Annotated in this window: 11 protein-coding genes; 6 read left to right on the forward strand and 5 right to left on the reverse strand. The window is 63.8% G+C overall.

Annotated features, from left to right (window positions below; all coding sequences use genetic code 11):
• Window positions 1-38: 38 nt before the first annotated feature.
• From QMG79_RS11510 to QMG79_RS11520, 3 genes are all read left to right on the forward strand, one after another.
• The gene (locus QMG79_RS11510) at window positions 39-848 is read left to right on the forward strand and encodes an MBL fold metallo-hydrolase (protein ID WP_283538754.1); all 810 of its coding nucleotides are present in this window, start codon (window positions 39-41) and stop codon (window positions 846-848) included.
• Between the two features lie 263 nt (window positions 849-1,111).
• The gene (locus QMG79_RS11515; protein WP_283538755.1) at window positions 1,112-2,320 is read left to right on the forward strand and encodes a MinD/ParA family ATP-binding protein; all 1,209 of its coding nucleotides are present in this window, start codon (window positions 1,112-1,114) and stop codon (window positions 2,318-2,320) included.
• Between the two features lie 59 nt (window positions 2,321-2,379).
• Window positions 2,380-3,597, forward strand: coding sequence for an MFS transporter (locus QMG79_RS11520; protein ID WP_283538756.1), 1,218 nt, complete (start codon window positions 2,380-2,382; stop codon window positions 3,595-3,597).
• Window positions 3,598-3,621: 24 nt separating this feature from the next.
• Here the strand turns inward: QMG79_RS11520 and QMG79_RS11525 are convergent, their stop codons facing one another.
• A complete protein-coding gene (locus QMG79_RS11525; RefSeq protein ID WP_283538757.1) occupies window positions 3,622-4,515 on the reverse strand; it encodes a phosphatase PAP2 family protein in 894 nt (297 codons plus the stop codon).
• A gap of 117 nt (window positions 4,516-4,632) precedes the next feature.
• On the opposite strand from QMG79_RS11525, the gene QMG79_RS11530 reads away from it, so the two are divergent.
• Window positions 4,633-5,697 carry an o-succinylbenzoate synthase gene (locus QMG79_RS11530; protein ID WP_283538758.1) on the forward strand — a complete coding sequence of 355 codons (1,065 nt, stop codon included), beginning with the start codon at window positions 4,633-4,635 and terminating at the stop codon, window positions 5,695-5,697.
• Here the strand turns inward: QMG79_RS11530 and QMG79_RS11535 are convergent.
• From QMG79_RS11535 to QMG79_RS11550, 4 genes are read right to left on the reverse strand one after another with little or no spacing between them, the layout of a single operon-like run.
• Entirely contained in the window at window positions 5,694-6,740 is a 1,047-nt protein-coding gene (locus QMG79_RS11535) for a sulfate/molybdate ABC transporter ATP-binding protein (RefSeq protein ID WP_283538759.1), read from the reverse strand. The genes QMG79_RS11530 and QMG79_RS11535 overlap by 4 nt on opposite strands.
• Window positions 6,737-7,579 carry an ABC transporter permease gene (locus QMG79_RS11540; protein WP_283538760.1) on the reverse strand — a complete coding sequence of 281 codons (843 nt, stop codon included), beginning with the start codon at window positions 7,577-7,579 and terminating at the stop codon, window positions 6,737-6,739. Before QMG79_RS11540 ends, QMG79_RS11535 begins: the two co-directional genes overlap by 4 nt.
• A gap of 25 nt (window positions 7,580-7,604) precedes the next feature.
• A complete protein-coding gene (modA, locus tag QMG79_RS11545) occupies window positions 7,605-8,438 on the reverse strand; it encodes a molybdate ABC transporter substrate-binding protein (protein ID WP_283538761.1) in 834 nt (277 codons plus the stop codon).
• Window positions 8,435-8,845, reverse strand: coding sequence for a TOBE domain-containing protein (locus QMG79_RS11550; protein WP_283538762.1), 411 nt, complete (start codon window positions 8,843-8,845; stop codon window positions 8,435-8,437). Before QMG79_RS11550 ends, modA begins: the two co-directional genes overlap by 4 nt.
• 209 nt (window positions 8,846-9,054) lie before the next feature.
• On the opposite strand from QMG79_RS11550, the gene QMG79_RS11555 reads away from it, so the two are divergent.
• Window positions 9,055-11,145, forward strand: a complete 2,091-nt coding sequence (locus QMG79_RS11555) for a PhoX family protein (protein WP_283538763.1) — start codon at window positions 9,055-9,057, stop codon at window positions 11,143-11,145.
• Window positions 11,146-11,269: 124 nt separating this feature from the next.
• On the forward strand, window positions 11,270-13,033 hold the full coding sequence (argS, locus tag QMG79_RS11560) for an arginine--tRNA ligase (RefSeq protein WP_283538764.1): 1,764 nt from the start codon (window positions 11,270-11,272) through the stop codon (window positions 13,031-13,033).

The raw sequence follows: 13,033 nt of genomic DNA on the forward strand, positions 1-13,033 counted from the left end.
GATTTTGAAACTGTCAGCCCCAGACTACGGAGATGTACATGGCGCACTGGATGGAGGTTGGCCAGGACAATTATGTGCTGACCACCGAAGGCTCACACCTGAATACCGGACTGATTGTCGGGTCGGAGCGGGCCATGGTGATCGACACGGGTTGCGGGCCCAGGCACGGGCGGGAGATCCTGGCCGCCGTCCGGGAGAAGACCCACCTGCCACTGGTCGTGGTCAATACCCATGCGCACTACGATCACTTCTTCGGCAACGCGGTGTTTGCTGATGCTGGCGTCACGGAGTTCTGGGCGCATGAACAGTGCGCCAAGCAGATTGATGAGCGTGGGGATCTGCAGCGGCGCGAGGTGACAACGGTGGAGCCGGAAATGGCTGATTCCGTGGGCGATGCCGTCGAATTGGTGGTCCCCAATGCCATTGTCCGGGACCAGCCGGTCCTAGTTAATCTCGGGAACACCAGCGCTACGCTTTTCTACCTGGGACGAGGCCACACTGATGGGGACCTCCTGGTGGGCTCAGCCACCGCGCTGTTCGTCGGAGACCTAGTGGAACACGGCACGTACCCGTCGTTCGAGGATTCCTACCCGAAAGAATGGGCTGATGCGCTCCGCCACATTTCTGCGCTGCGGCACCGCTATAGTTTCCTGGTTCCAGGGCACGGTGAACCCTGCACGGACCAGTTCGTCAAGACCATGGCCAACACGCTGAGCACTGCCATTCGCCAGGCCCGGCAGTCGCTGCGGGACACCCCCGATGACGCCACCAAGGCAATACCTATCCTGCCCTACGGTCCAGAGCAGTCGCGCTGGTTCATCAAGAGGCTCAAGGAGACCAGCGTCTGATCCGTTGGTCGCCCGGACAACAAGAGCCTGCCAGAGTGCAGGACCTGCACAATAACGATTTGTGGGGCTCCCGCCTACACTTACAGAAGTGAACCGCGCGGCGCCTGCCGTAACTGTTCCATTCCAGAGACTTGGGGGAAATCATGCCGGACAACGCCAACGAGCAATCCCGCACCGATAAACGGGATACCCCCGAGTCTCACGTTCGGTCCAGACGTGAACGCAGACGCGACACTGAGGTCACCACTGCAGGGACAGGAAATATGCCAGACGCTTCCTCCGCCAAGAAGACTTCAGCCAGTGAGCGGAGCCCGCTCCGCCGTAATTCCTGGGCTGAGGCTGCGGCTGCGGCCGATGCTGAGGCAGGCAAGCCGGCGCCTACCGCAGCCCAGCCCGCCACCGACCAGGGAGCCGGGGTGTCCAGTGACCCGGTTATCGAGTCGGTCCCCAGTGGTGCGGCCCCGGCGCGTTCCGCCGAGGTTGGCAGTCCTGGCGTGAGCGAGGGCGCACCCGCCGCCACGCGCCGACGCGAAGCACGCGCGCAGGACGATCCAGACTATTCGCTGGGGTCCTTCGTCCGGCCGCAGAAACCCAGGCCCAAGGGCGGCTGGCGCGGTGCGGTGTTCTCGATGACCAGCGGCGGCGTCAACCTTGGCCCGGGCGCCAAGCAGCGCAACGAGGATGAGCTCGCCCAACGCATCTCACGCCAGCTCCAGGGCAGCTTCAACACGGCAGTGCTGAGCCTGAAGGGTGGTATTGGCAAGACTTCCACCACCGTAGGCGTGGGCCTCACCCTCGCGGAATTCCGCGGCGACCCGCCGTGCGCCATTGACGCGAACCCAGATTCGGGTGACTTGGTGGAGCGTGCACTGGGGGAGGGTATCTACCAGAGTGCCAGCCCGCGTACCATCTCGGATCTGCTGGAGAACATCGAATCCATCGACTCGTTGACGGCGCTGTCGCGCTACATGCATCACGCGGGACGCCTGCACCTGATCGCAGGCGAACAGGACCCGGAGGTCTCGGACTCCCTGACCGCGGAGGAGTACCTGCGGATCCGCAAGCTCATTTCCGGGTACTACTCCGTAGCCCTGACCGACTGTGGCACAGGCGTTACGCACAATGCCATGAGCGGGATCCTGCAGTCCGCGGACAACCTGATTATTGCCGCTGGGTATGCGGTCAGTGGTGCCAAACGCGCCCGCAGCACCCTCCTCTGGTTGGCAGAGCACGGGTACGAGGAGCTGGCGAAGAACGCCATTGTGGTCATCACGGACAAGGACGAGGTCTCCTCCCGCGTTGACAAGGACGCCATTGAGGAACACCTTTCAGGGATCTGCCGGCAGCTGATTGCCGTTCCACACGACCGCGGAGTGGCCGACGGCGATCTGGTCACCCTCGACGTCCTGAAGCCCGAGACCCGCAGGGCATACAAGGAGATCGCTGCCGCCATTGTGGACGGCTACCGCTAGTCCGCCACGCAGGGCCTTCCGGAAATAGTTTTCGCTCCTCAGCCCTAGGATGAGAAGCGATGAGTACACCAGCGAGCCCCCCACCGTTCAACATCAGGGGCATCGCAGTACCCGCCTTTGGGCCCGCGCTGCTGTTCTGCGTGGGAGAGGGCGCAGTGCTACCCGTGGTGGCGCTGACAGCCCGGGACCTGGGCGCTTCCGTTGCCGGCGCTGCGCTCATTGTGACCCTCATTGGCCTGGGCTCATGGTTCTTCAACCTTCCCGCCTCGCTGATCTGCCTCCGCTTTGGGGAGCGATGGTCCATTGTGGGGGCATCGGTGCTCAGTGGCCTTGCCATGGCAGCCGCGGCTGTGGCGGGAACCCTGCCGAACGGTCTGTGGCTGCTCGCTGTGGCCATGGTGATTGTGGGTATGGCTTCGAGCGTCTTCAGTTTGGCCCGTCAGAAGTACCTCACCGAAGCTGTTCCCGTGGTGTTCAGGGCCCGCGCCCTGTCCACGCTGGGTGGCGTGAGCAGGGCGGGTATTTTCATTGGCCCGTTCATTGGTGCCGCAGCGATTCAGCTGGCTGGATTGTCCGGTGCGTACTGGGTGGCCGTGGTGGCCATGGCGGCCGCTGGTGCACTGGGACTGGTCATCAGGGACCTGGTGGTTCCTTCCTCTGGCCATGACGTGGATCGCGGCCCCGAACCTACGCTGCGCAGGATTGCAGTCTCGCACCGCACGGTGTTCTTGACGGTGGGTATTGGTGTCCTCTTCCTTAACGCGCTCCGGGCTTCCCGCCAGGTAGTGATTCCGCTGTGGGCCGACAATGTGGGCCTGGACGCCACGACAGCATCACTGATCTACGGACTGGCCGGAGCCATCGATGTCCTGGTGTTCTACCCGGCCGGCAAACTCATGGACCGGAAGGGCCGGTTGTGGGTCGCTTTGCCCTCGACCCTGATCATGGGCACGGCGCTCCTGCTGGTTCCGTTGACTGCTGGGTTCACGTCCCTGCTGCTGGCGGCCTTGCTGATGGGGTTTGGCAACGGCATCAGTTCGGGCCTGGCCATGACCCTGGGAGCTGACTACTCCCCGGACAGGGGGCGTGGCCAGTTCCTGGGACTCTGGCGTTTCCTGGCCGATGCCGGCGCTACCGGTGGGCCAGTATTGCTCTCCATAGTGACTGCCGCAGCGTCGTTGGGGGCCGGCGTCGCCGCTACCGGCGGACTGGGATTCATCGCGGCGGCTGTGTTCGCGGTCGTCCTTCCTCGCCTGAACCACCGCAGGAACTACTAGCGCGAGATTTTGTTGCTGCCCTGATCAGCGTCGTGGACGCGCTGCGTAGCCAAACAGGGCAGTCATGGTCACCGTGGAGAGATAGCCAGCAATAACGATCAGTGCCGTTCCGGCCCAGAAGTAGTTGGTGCTGCCGTCCGTCGTGGCGTCGTTGCCGACGGTTGCCAGTGCATAGGCGGCTGCCAGGGCGGCCAGGATCCCAAGGGCGGTGGGCAGGAGTGTCCACAGCGCTGCGGAACCAAAGTGCTTTGATCCAGGCTGGCGGATGTTCCACGCCGGTCCGGTCCGAAATACCAGCCATCCCGCGGGAATCATGAAGATTCCCACCATCAGGAAGGCAGCCACGACATCTGCCGGACGGTGCCACTGGTTCAGCACGGTTGAGGCGCCGGTGATGATGGCGTAGGTGCCGCCAATAAAGCCCACCAGGGGTCGCCAGCGCGGGGACACCATCAGGAAAACCGCGGCCGCGGCCGACGCCGCCAACGTGGTGTGCCCGGACGGCAGCGAATTCAGGGCAATGGTGACAACCCCGACGTCGGGGCGTGCCGGAAGGAACTCCTTGAGGACCTGGGTGGCCAGGTTGGCACCAATGCAGGCAGCAACCACAATCGCGGCGGCCCGCCACCGGTGCTTGATGATGCTGAGCGCAAGGACCACTACGGCGGCCATCACCAGGGAGATGGTGGGCAGCATGTCCAGGAACTGGGTCGAGACCTTACCTGCTGGTCCATGGATGCCGACCGCCTCGGACAGGGCGGATTCGTCAATGAACTGGCCCGTTGTGGTCCGCACGAAAAAGATGAACGTGGCTACCAGGCCCGCGATGCAGGCGCCGGTGCCCAGGAAAAACAGGAAACCGGAGCCGCGTGCGGGACGGACTGCACCGGGGGAGCGTCCTTGGCTGGAGGAAGTCATAGCTTAAGGTTGGCACAAAAAGCTGGACGGAATCTGTCACGCAGGACAACCTGGGTTCAGCACAGGGGTTCTCGCCACTCTGTCCCACCTGAGTTCAGGTCGGCTAGCGTTGGGTCAATGACCCATCTGCCAGAATTCCGTTCCACCGACAACCCAAAGGAACGGCCCCGCGTGCAGGCCAACGCCCCGCAACCCCTTGACGAGCTCCTGGCGTCAGCCCATGTGGTGTCCATCCCCATGCGCGTCAGGTTCCGCGGAATCATGCATCGGGAGGTCCTGCTCCTGGACGGCCCAGCGGGCTGGGGCGAGTTTGGGCCGTTCCTAGAATATGGCGATACTGAGGCCACCGCGTGGCTGGCGGCCGCCGTGGAGGCAGGGTGGCAGGGATTCCCGGCTGCCCGCCGGGACAGCATTCCTGTCAACGCGACAGTCCCTGCCGTCGCAGCGGCCCAGGTGCCGGATATCCTGGCTCGTTTTGGCAGTGTAGGCACGGTAAAAATCAAGGTCGCCGAGAAAGGCCAGGGCCTCGCCGATGATCTGGCCCGTGTTGCGGCTGTCCGTGCTGCGCTCCCCGATGCCCACATTCGGGTGGATGCCAACGGCGGCTGGAATGTGGAGCAGGCCGTCACGGCACTGGGGCACCTGCAGGCGCACGGGCTGCAGTATGCCGAACAGCCTGTTGCGGATATTGCCGGGCTCGCTGAGGTCCGGCGGCGCCTGCTCCGGGCTGGCACCCCAGTGCCCATAGCTGCCGATGAGAGTGTCCGGAAGGAAAATGATCCCCTCAGGGTGGCCCGTGCCGGCGCTGCCGACCTGATCGTGATCAAGGTGGCACCGCTGGGCGGGGTGCGGCGTGCCCTGGAGATTGTGGCGCAGGCCGGGCTCCCCGCGGTCGTGAGTTCCGCGCTGGACACCTCTGTGGGTATCCGTGCGGGGCTTGCGCTCGCTGCTGCACTCCCGGACCTGCCCTACGCGTGCGGCCTGGGAACCGTGTCCCTGATGGACGGTGATGTCAGCGCCGATTCACTGGTGGCCGACGGCGGCGCCATCACTGTTCGGTCCGTCACCGCCGATCCGGGACTGCTGGAGCGGTTTGCGGCGTCGGCGGACCGCAGGCATTGGTGGCTGGAACGCCTTCGCCGGGTCCATGCGCAGATGATCGCTGGCTGCAGCGACGCCTAGGTGGGATAAATGCTGACAGTGGTTGCCTTGACCAGAAAATAGACCCGCGAGCCCGGTTCGAGGGCTAAATCGGCGGACGCTGCGGGAGTGATATCCGCGCAGAGGTTCCCGGCGCGGACACGTATCCGGTCCCCATGGGGTTCCAGATCCGTGATGGTCACGGCATAGGTATTCCGCGGGCTGCCGTGCGGCTCATCAGGAAACACGGATACGGCCGATGGTGGAAAGACGGCTGTTGCTACCTGGCCCTGTGCTGTCCCTGCGTCGAGCATTCCTGCCACGTGCCCGTACGTGCTGGTTATGCCGTCGCCTGCAACCGTTCCGCTGACGAGGTTCAACCCCGCAAGGCCGGCGGCGAACGTGCTCCGGGGCCTGCTCAGTACCTCCCGTGCCGGGCCTGATTCGCTGACGTGGCCGTCTTCAAGGACCATCACCTGGTCTGCCAGGGTCAGCACGTCGAGAACATCGTGGGTGATGATGATGGCATTGCGACCAGCCAGGACGCGTTTGAGCAGGCGGCGCATGAGTGGGGCCGCATGAATATCCAGGGCAGCCATGGGCTCGTCCAGCAGCAGCAGTTCAGGCTCGGCGGCAAGGGCCCTGGCGACGGCAACGCGTTGGGCCTGGCCGCCGGAGAGCTGGCCGGGCTTGCGACTGGCGAGCGTACCGGTTTCTGTCGCGGCAAGCCACTGCAGTGCTTTTGCGCGTGCTGCCGACTTTGATTCGCCTGCGCTCCGTGGCCCGAAAGCCACATTATCCAGGGCACTGAGGTGAGGGAACAGGAGTGGTTCCTGGGCCAGGAGTACGGTGCCGCGGGTATGGGGTGCGCTCCAGTGGCTGGCCCTGGTGGAGAGATCGAACAGGGTGTGCCCGCCAACTGTTGCAGTGCCTGAATCGGGGCGCTGCAGCCCCGCGATAACGGAGAGTAGCGTGGACTTTCCTGCGCCGTTGGGACCCAGGACGGCAAGCGTTTCGCCGGGATCCAGGTGGAGGGAAACGTCAAAATTCCTGGCGGACAGGGTTGCGTTGAAATCCAGGCTCATGCGGGGATCCGCTCCGGCTCATCCTGGGCAGCTCGTGGCATCCGTGGTGGCCGCGACGTTCCATAGGCAAGTCCCACCACGGCGGCAGCCACGGCCACCAGAACCAGCGACAGGGCGACTGCGGCATCGGCGTCGGACTCCCGCTGCAGGTAGATCTCCAGCGGAAGCGTCCGCGTGACACCTTCCAGGCTGCCCGCAAAGGTCAGGGTAGCGCCAAACTCGCCCAGGCTGCGGGCAAAGGACAGCACGGCGCCGGAGGCCAGGCCCGGTAGCACCAGGGGAAGGGTGACCCGGCGCAACACGGTGGTGGGCCGGGCGCCCAGGGTGGCAGCAACGGCCTCATATTTGTATCCCGCTGTGCGCAGGGCGCCTTCGAGGCTGACCACCAGAAAGGGCAGGGCAACAAAAGTCTGGGCCAGGATGACAGCTGTTGTTGAGAACGCAATGCGGATACCCAGCACGTCGAGGGTGCTGCCCAGCAGTCCCTGCCGGCCAAACGTATAGAGCAGGGCTATGCCGCCCACCACGGGCGGCAGGACCAGCGGCAGCAGGACCAAAGCGCGGAGCAGGCGTTGGCCGGGAAAGGACCCGCGCGCCAACACCAGGGCCAGCGGAACACCAAGAATGATGCACAGCGCAGTGCTGGCAGCAGAGGTGCGCAGGCTCAGGCCCAGGGCTGTCACGGACGATTCCGAGGTGATCAGCGGAAGGAACTGCGGCCAGTTGACCTTGGCGATGATGGCCACCAGGGGCAGCAGGACGAACAGCGCCCCCGCCGCCGCGATGAGGTAAACCCATGCGGGGATGCCTGAATAGGGGCCCTGTCTTCTTCTGGTCATGCCCCAGTAAACCCGTTGCCCGCCGCTATGGGGTGCCAAACCCGGCGTCGGCCAGCACTTCCTTGCCCTTCGCACCCGTGACCATGCTGACGAACGCGGTGGCGAGATCAGCATGACGGCTGCCCCTGACAGTGCCGATTGGGTAGGTGTTGACCGCATTGCTGGACTCCGGGAAGGCAATTCCCCTGACCTTGTCCCCGGCAGTCCTGACGTCCGTGACGTAGACCAGGCCAGCGTCGGCCTCACCAGAGGTGACCTTGCCCAGGACATCAGTGACAGAGGATTCCTCGCTGACCGGGGCCAAAGTGGTCCCCGCGGCTGCTTCTACTTTTTCCGTGGCTGATCCGCACGGTACCTGCGGTGCGCAGACCACCAGCTTCACGCCGGGCGTGGCAAGATCCGCGAAAGTACCGATGTTCGCTGGATTGGATGGTGGAACGGCAATTTGAAGGACATTGGTGGCGAAGTTTGCCGGCTCGCCCGCAAGGAGGTTGGCATCCTTGAGCTTGGCCATGTTCGTGGTGTCTGCCGAGGCAAACACATCCGCCGGGGCTCCGGCGGTGATCTGGGTGACCAGGTCAGAAGAGCCGGCAAAGCTCAGCGCTACTGTGGTTCCCGGATGGGCGGCCTCAAACTCGCTGGCGATGGCGGTGAACGAGGATTTCAGGGAGGCTGCGGCGAAAACAGTCACGGTTCCCGCCAGGTCGGGTGCTTCCCCGGATGCGGCCGCCGTGGCATCGGCCGGAGTTCCTGCGGCACAGCCTGCCAGGCCGGCCACCAGGGCGCAGCCGGCCAGAAGAGCTGCCGCTGGCCGCCTGCCAGCATGCACCCTGGACCGGGTGGTGGCGAGAGTATTCATGCGGTGCCCTTTCCCTGCGGAGTCTCAATGATGACAGTGGTGGCCTTGACCACTGCGGTGGCCACCGAACCAAGCTCCAGTCCCATCTCGCGCACGGCTTCGCTGCTCATGAGGGACACCACCCGGAACGGTCCGCACTGCAGTTCCACCTGGGCCATGACGGTGTCCATGGTGATGCCGGTTACCAGGCCGACAAAACGGTTACGGGCCGAGCGTCCCACCTTGGTGGGATCATCCGGTAACTGGGCTTGCTCCCTGGCAACCTGTGCCAGTTCGAGGCCGTCCACGACCAGCCGTCCCGAGGCATCTTTGCTCGGTGTGAGTGTTCCGTTATCAGTCCACCGGCGGACGGTGTCATCGCTGACACCGAGAAAGCGCGCTGCTTCGGAGATACGAATTGTTGACATCCCCTCATAATCCCCTATATGCGGCTTATTTGCCTATATTTATCCGCAAAAACGTCACTTTCTGTCGTTTTAGATAGATTTTGCGGACAATTCCACTGCCCGTCCAGGGAGAAGGTTCACCGGGGCGTAACCCACAGGTGGTCCCGGTGTTGATTCCCAGTGCAACAGTGGGCCCACTCGTAGGCTCACCGACTCGGAAGGCTTCATCCATGTCTGCAACTCCAGATGGCACCCGCACGCTACTGCCCATGCTTGGCCATACCAAGGGCAAACGCAGCCCCGTCACGTGCGCACTGAAGTGTGACAATGCCTGCTCCGGGGAGGTGTGCAACACCAGCGCCAACGGCTATTTCCGCGACGTTGCCGCCACTGCGATGTCCCGCCGCGCCGTCCTTGGACTCGGTGCCGTGGGTGCTGCCGCCGTCGTGCTCGGTACCTCCATCACCGGCGCACAACCCGCAGCGGCCGACAGCGGACAGGGACTCTCCGATGCTGCGCGGAAGGGGTTCAAGAACTCCAAGCTGAAGTTCGACGCCATTGCCCCGGTGGCGGCCGACGTCGACGCCCTCACCGTTCCGAAGGGCTTCACCTGGCAGCCGATTATCCGCTGGGGCGACCCGCTGTTCGCCGATTCGCCAGCCTTCGACGTGACGCGGCAGAGTGCCGCCGCCCAGGCGCGGCAGTTCGGGTACAACAACGACTACACGGATATCCTGCCCATGCCTGGCGGCAAGGACAAGCGCGCCGTGCTGTTCACCAACCATGAATACACCAACGAGAACATCATGCTGCCCGCGGGATTCGATCCCGCAGAAGGGCGCGCAATAGGCCGCGCAGCACACGGGCTCGCTGTGGTGGAACTCGAACGGAAGAACAAGAACAAACCCTGGAACTACGTACAGGGCGCGGCAAACAACCGTCGGTTCCTGACCGACACCACCTACGAACTCACCGGGCCGGTTGCCGGTACGGACCTGGTAAAAACCCTTGACGATCCTGCTGGACGATCTATCAGGGGGACCCTGGGTAACTGCTCCGGGGGGACCACACCGTGGGGAACAGTGCTCTCCGGCGAGGAAAACTTCAACGGGTACTTCGTCACGGCAGGGACCAGCGCCGAAGACAAGAGGTACGGCCTGACCAGCAAGCCCACCGCGCGAGGCTGGGAACAGGACGAACCACGCTTTGATACCCGCAACCCCGGGTACGCGAACGAGACCAACCGCTTTGGCTGGATTGTGGAGGTAGATCCTTTTGATCCGCAGTCCACACCGCGCAAGCACTCCGCCATGGGCCGCTTCAAGCACGAGGGCGCCAACGTCATCGTAGGGCGCGATGGCCACGTGGTTGCCTACATGGGCGACGACGAGCGGTTCGATTACCTCTACAAGTTTGTCTCCGCTGGCACGTACAGGTCCGGGGACTCCCGTGAGGCCCGCCGCAACAACATGAACCTGCTCTCCGAGGGTAACCTCTACGTGGCCCGGTTTACTGGAGATTCCCCGGCTGCCGAAATTACCGGCACCGGCGCCCTGCCTTCGGATGGAGCCTTCGACGGCAGCGGTGAATGGCTGCCCCTGGTGGTTGATGGCACGTCAGCTGTTCCAGGAATGTCAGTAGCCCAGGTCCTCACCTATACGCGGCTGGCTGCGGACACTGTGGCGCCCACCAAGATGGACAGGTGTGAGGACGTCCAGCCCAGCCTGACCACCGGCAAGATCTACGTTGCCTGCACCAACAACTCGGACCGGGGCAAGGCCGGCAAGGAAGGCGCTACCGAGCCTAACCCGCGGACCGAAAACCGGGATGGGCACATCGTGGAAATTACTGAGACGCGCGGCCAGGGCGGAACACGCTTTGCCTGGAACCTGCTGCTGGTAGCGGGCGATCCTGCGAAAAACCCCTCTGCCTACTTCTCGGGCTTCCCGGTGGATAAGGTCTCGCCAATCTCCTGCCCGGACAACCTGGCCTTCGACTCCGTGGGTAACCTCTGGATCTCAACCGATGGGGCGCCGTCGTCCATTGGTTACGCCGACGGGCTTTTCAAGGTGACGCTGGACGGGAAAGAACGTGGCAGGGTGGAACAGTTCCTTGCCGTCCCGCGTGATGCCGAAACCTGTGGGCCCATTGTCCACGATGAGGAGCGTAGCGTGTTTGTGGCGGTGCAGCATCCGGGTGAGGACGGCAGCTTCGCTGCGCAGAACTCCTTTTTCCCCGACTATGTTCAGGCCGGGTCAACGCCAAAGCCTGGCCAGGCGAGGATCCCGCGGCCTTCAATTGTGCAGGTCTACCGAAGCTGACCATTCGGGGGTGCGGCTGGCGGGCGTACGCTGTATGCCCGCCAGCCCCTGCTGACAACAGCGGATTCCGCAGCCGGACCTTCGATTGCCGCCAGCCGCGACCCAGGGCTGATAATTTGGGGGAGTGAATAATCCGGCAGCAACAGTGGGTCCCCGAGTCCAGGCAGCAATCGCACAGGCGTTTGGTGCGGAATACCTCCACACGGACCCGGTGATCCGGCCCTCGCAGTTCGCTGACGTGCAGATCAATGCGGCCATGGCCCTCGCCAAGAAAGTAGGCCTGCCACCGAGGGATGTTGCCGCAAAGATCGTTGCCGAACTGGATTTGGACGGTCTATGCAACGACGCCGAAATTTCCGGACCCGGGTTCATCAACCTCACCTTTGACGGTGCCTGGATCGAGGAACGGCTGAACCGGATGGCCTGCGGGGAGCCGGGATCCCACGCAGTACCCTCCCAGCGTGTTGTGGTCGATTACTCTTCACCCAACGTGGCCAAGGAAATGCATGTGGGCCACCTGCGCACCACAGTGGTGGGTGACAGCCTGGTCCGCGTCCTGGAATCCGTAGGGCACACGGTCATTCGGCAGAACCACATTGGTGACTGGGGAACTCCTTTCGGCATGCTCATTGAGCACCTGCTGGAGGTGGGTGACGACTCCCCAGAAGCTGCGCTCCTGGAAGCGGACCCCAGTGCCTTCTATCAGGCAGCACGAGGAAAGTTCGACGCCGGTGAGGACTTTGCCACGCGCTCGCGGCTGCGCGTGGTGTCGCTGCAGTCCGGGGATCCGGAAACGTTGGCGGTGTGGAGCCGCCTCGTGGAGCACTCCAAGCACTACTTCAATGCGATCTACGGCGTCCTAGGGGTCTCGCTCCTGGATGAGCACCTGGCAGGGGAGAGCTCCTACGATCCGCACCTGGCCCAGATCTGCCAGGAACTGGAAGGCCGCGGAATTGCCCGGATCAGCGAGGGTGCCCTGTGCTCCTTCCCGGCTGGTTTCACAGGCCGGGACGACGACCCACTGCCACTGATCATTCGCAAGTCGGACGGCGGTTACGGCTACGGCACCACCGACCTTGCGACCATCAGGTATCGCGTGCAAGATCTTGCTGCTGACCGCGTGCTCTACGTGGTGGGTGCTCCCCAGAACATGCATTTCCGGATGGTCTGGGCCACCGCCCGCGACGCCGGATGGTTGCCTGACAGCGTTGAGGTCACCCACGTGCAGATTGGCAACGTCCTGGGCGAGGACGGAAAAATCCTCAAGTCCCGGGCCGGTACCCCCGTCAAACTGATGGCTCTGCTGGACGAAGCCGTGGAGCGGGCCCAGGCTGTGATCGACGCGAACCGGCCCGACCTCGCCGTGTCCGAACGCACTGCCGTGGCGCGCCAGGTCGGCATTGGTGCCGTGAAATACGCAGACCTCTCCGTGGGTCATGACACCGAGTACGTTTTTGACTTTGACCGCATGCTGGCCTTGAGCGGAAACACGGGCCCGTACCTGCAATATGCAGCAGCCCGGATCCGCTCCATCCTCCGCAAGGCGCAGGCCGCGGGTGAAACGGTTGCGCTGCCCGTTCCTTTCGGTGGTGCATCGCGCTCCACCGCCGGGATCGCCGTCGTCGAACCTGCCGAACGAGCCCTGGCGCTGCATCTCCTGGACTATTCCGCCACCGTGCATAAGGTGGCGGAAACACTCGAACCGCACCGGCTCTGCACGTACCTGTTTGAGCTGGCCCAACTATTCACGGCGTTCTACGACCAGTGCCCGGTACTCAAGGCAGACGGGCCCGTCCGTGAATCCCGGCTGGAGCTGTGTTCGATTGTTCTGGACCGGCTCGTTGCCGGGCTGTCCCTGCTGGGCATCGAGACGCCGGAGAACATGTGA

It is taken from the genome of Pseudarthrobacter sp. PS3-L1, from assembly GCF_030063285.1.
GTDB lineage: Bacteria > Actinomycetota > Actinomycetes > Actinomycetales > Micrococcaceae > Arthrobacter.

Bases quoted from the DNA above. Each gene is read 5' to 3' on its own strand.
- QMG79_RS11540 (WP_283538760.1), bottom strand. From the start codon at position 7,579: ATGACCAGAAGAAGACAGGGCCCCTATTCAGGCATCCCCGCATGGGTT.
- QMG79_RS11535 (WP_283538759.1), bottom strand. From the start codon at position 6,740: ATGAGCCTGGATTTCAACGCAACCCTGTCCGCCAGGAATTTTGACGTT.
- QMG79_RS11550 (WP_283538762.1), bottom strand. From the start codon at position 8,845: ATGTCAACAATTCGTATCTCCGAAGCAGCGCGCTTTCTCGGTGTCAGC.
- QMG79_RS11525 (WP_283538757.1), bottom strand. From the start codon at position 4,515: ATGACTTCCTCCAGCCAAGGACGCTCCCCCGGTGCAGTCCGTCCCGCA.
- QMG79_RS11555 (WP_283538763.1), top strand. From the start codon at position 9,055: ATGTCTGCAACTCCAGATGGCACCCGCACGCTACTGCCCATGCTTGGC.
- QMG79_RS11510 (WP_283538754.1), top strand. From the start codon at position 39: ATGGCGCACTGGATGGAGGTTGGCCAGGACAATTATGTGCTGACCACC.
- QMG79_RS11515 (WP_283538755.1), top strand. From the start codon at position 1,112: ATGCCAGACGCTTCCTCCGCCAAGAAGACTTCAGCCAGTGAGCGGAGC.
- modA (WP_283538761.1), bottom strand. From the start codon at position 8,438: ATGAATACTCTCGCCACCACCCGGTCCAGGGTGCATGCTGGCAGGCGG.
- QMG79_RS11530 (WP_283538758.1), top strand. From the start codon at position 4,633: ATGACCCATCTGCCAGAATTCCGTTCCACCGACAACCCAAAGGAACGG.
- QMG79_RS11520 (WP_283538756.1), top strand. From the start codon at position 2,380: ATGAGTACACCAGCGAGCCCCCCACCGTTCAACATCAGGGGCATCGCA.